We start from the raw sequence: 5,519 nt of genomic DNA, 5'->3' as shown, positions 1-5,519 counted from the left end.
GTACGGGGGCGTTCCGGGGAAGGCGGGGGCGGTCGGCGGTGCCCACTCCGCGGTGGACGCGGCGCGGAGTTCATCGGTCCAGGCTGAACCGTCCCACCAACGTTCCTGCTGGGGGCCGTCGCCCGAGTGCCCTGGATCCGGATACCAGCCCGGCGGAGTTGTGTATGTCACGCGTCTCAGCCTAAGCATATTGTCTGAACGACTGGTGAGAGCCCCATGAGAATCCCCGCCGCGACCTGTCACGACCGCCCGCGACGCACCACGACCTGCCCGCCCATGTCCACGGAGCGTGGCCTATCCCGGCGGCACGATCCCGCGTACCACACCGAGCGACACCAGGTCCTGGGGGCGCAGCCGGAGCTGGTCGGCCGTCGCGCGGGTCCGGTCGGGGGAACGCTTGAGGATCGCCGTGGCCAGTTCGGGCGCGATGACCGAGAAGTAACTGTCGGGCGTGGCCCAGGTGTTGTCCGGCGCCGACAGCGCAAGCGCCCCGCCCGAGCCGCCCTCGCCGATCAGCAGGGTGGTGAGCGGCACCGGGGCGGTGGCCACGGCCGCGAAGAGGTCCGCGATGGCGGCGCCCGCACCCCTGCGCTCCGCCTCGGCGTCGTTGGCCGCACCGGGGGTGTCCACCAGGGTCAGTACGGGGATGCCCAGCCGGCCGGCGAGGCGGATCAGCCGGGCCGCGGTGCGATAGCCCGACGGGAGGGTGGGGGTGCCGCACTGCGCGGCGTACGCGACGGTCCGCCCGTCGTGACGGCCGAACCCGCACAGCATCCCCGGGTCCGTACCGCCGCAGCGGTCACCGACAATCGCCTCGCGCTCGGTGAAGTACGCGTCCAAGTACGCCTCGGCACGCGGCCGTTCGGGCGAACGGGCGCGGACTACCGCGTCCCACCCGGTGGCCGGCAGCTCTCCGCGGCCAAGGGCGGCAGGCGGCGGTGCGGGCGGCGGCACAGCGTCCTGTGCGCCCGCGCCGCCGCCTGTCAGCAGCGTCAGCCAGCGCCCGGCCGTGGCGCGCAACTCGCCCGGGGGCACCACCGCGTCGATATGCCCCGCGGCGAGCTGTGCCTCGGCCGTATAGGCGTACGGGTCGGCATCGGCCGGCCGTACGCGCGACCCCGCGAAGCCGATCTGGGCTCCCGGCAGCGCCAGTACGACATCGGCGCCCGCGCCCAGTGTGGCCCAGCCACCGCCGGTCGTCGGGTCGCGCACCACCGCGAACTGGGGCAGCCCGGCCGCGCGGGTGAGCGCTGACTGCCGTGCCACCCGCTGGAGTTGGAGCAGCGCGCGCATCCCTTCCTGCATCCTGCTGCCGCCGGTGGCGATCAACGAGACCACCGGCAGCCGGCGTTCGCGCGCGAGGGAGTACGCGGCCTCCAGCCGATCGCCCGTGCGCTCGCCCAGCGAGCCGCCCAGAAAGCCGAACTCGAAGGAGATCAGCACCACTTCGGTGGCACCGATCCGGCCGGTGCCGCAGACGACGGACTCCTGCTCGCCGGTGCGGTCCTGAGCGCGGGCGCGCACGACGTCGTACCCCTCCCACCCGAGCGGCCCGTCCGGCACGGACTCCCCCTCCGGCACGGGCAGTTCGGTGAAGGCACCTCCCGCACCGGCCAATGCGCCCGCACCGGCCGGCGCGCCCTCGCCGTCCATTGCACCCTCACCGGCCGGTGTATCCCCGCCGACCGATGCGTCCTCGCCGACGACAGCGGCGATCGCCTGGCGCGCGGTGATCCGCTCAGCCATGGAGTGCCCGCTTCATGATCTTCCCCATGTCGTTGCGGGGCAGGGCATCCAGATAGCGCACCGTGCGCGGTCGCTTGTGCACGGCGAGCTGCGCCGCCACATGGTCCGCCAACTCCTCGGCGGACGGCGGCGCTTCGGCCCGCGCGGGGACGATCCAGGCCACGATCCGCTCGCCCAGGTCGGCGTCCGGCTCGCCGGTCACGGCGGCCTCCCGTACCCCCGGATGCTCCAGCAGGACGTTCTCGATCTCCCCGGCGCCGATCTTGTAACCACCGCTCTTGATCAGGTCGGTGGCCTTGCGGCCGACGATACGGACATAGCCGTCGGGGTCGCGGATCGCCATGTCCCCGGTGCGGAACCAGCCGTCGACAAAGGCCTCCCGGGTCGCGTCGGGCCGGTTCAGATACTCCGTGAACAGGTTCGGGCCGCGGACCTGGATCTCGCCGACCGTCTCCCCGTCGTACGCCTCGACCGGATCGCCGGACTCGTCGACCAGCCGCAGTTCCACGCCGCGCAACGGCACCCCGACCGTCCCGGCGCGCGGCTCGCCGTCGGCGCGCACACTGGTGTTCATCAGGGTCTCGGTCATGCCGTATCGCTCGATGACACGGCGGCCGGTCGCCGCGGTGATCCGCTGATGGTCGTGGACGGGCAGCGCGGCGGATCCGGACACCAGCAGCCGTGCCCCCGACAGGGCCTTGGCGAGCGCGGGATCGCCGGGGAGTGCCTCGGCGATACGGTGGTACATGGTCGGTACGCCGAACAGCATCGTGGCTCCCGAGGAGAGTTCGCGGGTGACGCCTTCGGTGTCGAACCGGCCGAGATGGCGCACCGATCCGCCGCGCCGCAGCGGCCCGAGGATGCCCAGGATCAGCCCGTGCACATGGAAAAGGGGCAGAGCCTGGACGAGGACGTCGTCGGCGGTCCACTGCCAGGCGTCCTCCAGCGCGTCCAGGGTGGCGGTGAGGGCCCGGCGCGGCAGGACCGCGCCCTTCGGCGGGCCGGTGGTGCCCGAGGTGTAGACGATCAGCGCGGGCGACTCCGGCGCGTGCTCGGGGAACGGTCCGGCGGGCGCCCCGCCCGGTGCGCCGATGGCGTCCACACGGTCGAGGACGGCGAGCGCCGGAGGGAGTACGACTCCCGGTTCCGCGACGACGAGCGAGGGGGCGCTGTCGTTGACGATGTGCGCCAGTTCGCGCTCGCCGCTCCGGGGATTGACCGGTACGGCGGGGATCCCGGCCAGCAGCGCTGCCACGACGCCCACGGCCGTGCCGAGGGTGGGCGTGGCCCAGACGGCGATCCGCCGCGCACCGCTGATCCGGACGGCCAACGCGCCTGCCGCGTCGGCCAGTTCGGCATGGGTGAGCGTACGGTCGCCGAACCGCAGGGCGGGCCGCGCCGCGCGCGCGGCGAGGGCCGGGAAGAGAGGGGACACGCGTCGTTCTCCTTGCTGTCGACGAGTCTGACCGGTCAGACGGAGCCTGGCACGACCAGGACGAGCCAGACGGCAGCGGGTACCACCGCCACCACGATCCCTCCGTACACCATCAACTGCCGGAAGAAACGCTCGCGGTCGACATCGGGCGCCGCCGCCAGCACCAGGGCGCCGTTGGTCGAGAAGGGGCTGACGTCGACGACGGTCGCGGAGACCGCGAGCGCCGCGACCATGCCGACCGCGCCGATCTCGCCCTGGGCGAGGAACGGTACGGCGAGCGGGATCAGCGCGCCCATGATGCCGACGGAGGAGGCGAAGGCCGAGATGACCGCGCCGATGTAGCAGAGCAGGACGGCGGCGAGCAGCGGGATGCCGATGTCGCCGACGGCGTTGCCCGCGTAGTCGATGGTGCCCATCTCCTCCAGGACGCCGACGTAGGTGAGGACTCCGCAGATGAGCAGCACGGTGGGCCACGCGATGGCGCCGACGGCCCGGCGGCTGGTCTCCGGCCAGCAGGCGCTGAGCAGGACGGCGAGGGTGATGGCGGAGAGCCCGGCGTCCAGGTCGAAACCGAGGACGGCGACAACGAGCGCGACCAGGGCGGCGAGGGTGGCGGTACGGGCGGGGGTGAGGCGGACATGCTCCGGCGCGCCCGCCCGGTCAGCGGCCGGGTCAGCGGCCCGGTCCGTCCGGCCGGGTTTCTCGCCGGGCTTCTTGCCGGGCCGGTCCGCACCGCCGGTCCGTCCGCCGGTGAGCCTGAGCCCGCCCAGCAGTACGAAGACGATCGCGGCGATGACCAGGTTGGCCGCCAACGACACCAGGAACAGGGTGAGTTCGCTGCCCGGCAGCTTCTCGCGCTCCACGATGCCGTTGACGATCGAACCGTAGATGCTGATCGGCGAGAACCCGCCACCCTGCGCACCATGAACGACCATCGCGCCCATCAGCAGCGGGCTGATCCCGTACTGGGCGGCGAAGCTGAGTGCGATCGGCGCCACGATCGCGACGGCGGCCGGGGAGACGGCCCCGATCGCGGTCAGCGCGCCGGTGACCGCGAACATCACCCAGGGGATCAGCGCGATCCGGCCGCGGACCAGCCGGATCGCCGCGTGGACCAGCCAGTCCGTGGTGCCGTTGGCGCGGGCGATGGCGAAGAGACAGGTGACACCGACGAGCACCACGAAGAGATCACCGGGAAAGCCGGCGAAGATACCGTCCGCGTCGAGGCCGGCGACCAGCTCACCGACGCCGAAGGCCGCGGCGAAGGCGAGCGCGCCCATATTGATGGAGCGGGTGGTGGCGATCACGAAGACCGCCACCAGGACAAGGATCGATATGAGTTCGGCGGACATGGCGGGGCTCCCGTCCCTGGGTCCCTGGTACGCGGAAGAACTGACCAGCCGTGACAACTGGATGACTGGCCCAGTGGCTCAGTGGCTCAGTGGCCAAGTGGCTGAACCACATTGGCCGTCGGCCGCCGCGACCGTCAAGGGACCGGACACGAATTGGCTCAGCCACTGGACCACGCTGTACGCTGACGCACTCAGAGCCCAAAGGCCCAAGAGGGCAGGGATGGTGGGTCCGGATGTCCGACGCACTGCGGCCGATGACCCGGCCGCGGCTGTACGAACAGGTCCTCGACCGGCTGCGCGGCTATGTCATCGAGGGGAACCTCGGCGCCGGTGACCGGCTGCCGGCCGAACGGGAGCTGGCGCAGCGCCTCGGGGTCAGCCGGGCCTCCGTCAAGCAGGCGATAGTCGTCCTGGAGGTCCAGGGCCTGGTCGAGGTACGGCACGGCGGCGGCACCTATCTGGCGAGGAACGGCCTCGATCCGGAGCCGGTCGAGCGGCTGGTGGAGCGCAAGCGTCTGCTCCCCGAGGTGCTGGAGGCGCGTGAGGCGCTGGAGACCAAGCTCGCCGAACTCGCCGCCGAGCGGCGCACGGAAGAGGATCTCGCCGCGCTGTACGACGCGTTGCACCAGATGACGGACGAGATCGAGGCGGGCGGGTACGGAACGGAGGGCGACCGGCTCTTCCACGCGGCGGTCACCGCCGCCGCGCACAGCGGGCTGCTGGCGGAGTTCATGCGCTCGATCGCCGGGCAGATCGCCGAGAGCCGTACCGAGTCCCTGCGCCAGCCCGGCCGCCCCAAGCGGTCACTGGCACAGCACCGGGCCATCCTCGAAGCGATCGAGGCCGGTCGCGGCAAGGCGGCCGCGGCCGCGATGCGTCGCCATGTGCAAACCGTGGCGAAGGTGCGCCTGCTGGACTGGAACCCGGACGACGGCACCCATCCCACGGTCCCGCCCCAGAACCCCTCCGAAGCCCCCTGACCAGCC

5 protein-coding genes are annotated in these 5,519 nt (G+C 72.3%); 1 reads left to right on the top strand and 4 read right to left on the bottom strand.

The window, feature by feature from the left end:
* The 4 genes from WH07_RS38490 to WH07_RS34400 all read right to left on the bottom strand — a co-directional run.
* The coding region (locus tag WH07_RS38490; RefSeq protein WP_157877491.1) for a DUF2510 domain-containing protein at nucleotides 1-171 on the bottom strand (171 nt) is incomplete at its 3' end.
* A gap of 123 nt (nucleotides 172-294) precedes the next feature.
* Nucleotides 295-1,746, bottom strand: a complete 1,452-nt coding sequence (locus tag WH07_RS34410; RefSeq protein ID WP_408645984.1) for a carboxyl transferase domain-containing protein — start codon at nucleotides 1,744-1,746, stop codon at nucleotides 295-297.
* The gene (locus tag WH07_RS34405; protein ID WP_046508877.1) at nucleotides 1,739-3,181 is read right to left on the bottom strand and encodes an acyl-CoA synthetase; all 1,443 of its coding nucleotides are present in this window, start codon (nucleotides 3,179-3,181) and stop codon (nucleotides 1,739-1,741) included. The genes WH07_RS34410 and WH07_RS34405 overlap by 8 nt, the downstream gene beginning before the upstream one ends.
* Before the next feature lie 35 nt (nucleotides 3,182-3,216).
* Entirely contained in the window at nucleotides 3,217-4,533 is a 1,317-nt protein-coding gene (locus WH07_RS34400) for an SLC13 family permease (RefSeq protein ID WP_046508876.1), read from the bottom strand.
* 233 nt (nucleotides 4,534-4,766) lie between these two features.
* On the opposite strand from WH07_RS34400, the gene WH07_RS34395 reads away from it, so the two are divergent.
* Nucleotides 4,767-5,513 carry a FadR/GntR family transcriptional regulator gene (locus tag WH07_RS34395; RefSeq protein WP_046508874.1) on the top strand — a complete coding sequence of 249 codons (747 nt, stop codon included), beginning with the start codon at nucleotides 4,767-4,769 and terminating at the stop codon, nucleotides 5,511-5,513.
* Nucleotides 5,514-5,519 lie beyond the last annotated feature (6 nt).

The organism is Streptomyces odonnellii, assembly GCF_000981895.1.
Lineage (GTDB): Bacteria > Actinomycetota > Actinomycetes > Streptomycetales > Streptomycetaceae > Streptomyces > Streptomyces odonnellii.
The sequence above is the reverse complement of the archived record's forward strand: the minus strand, read 5'-3'. Positions and strand labels throughout refer to the sequence as shown.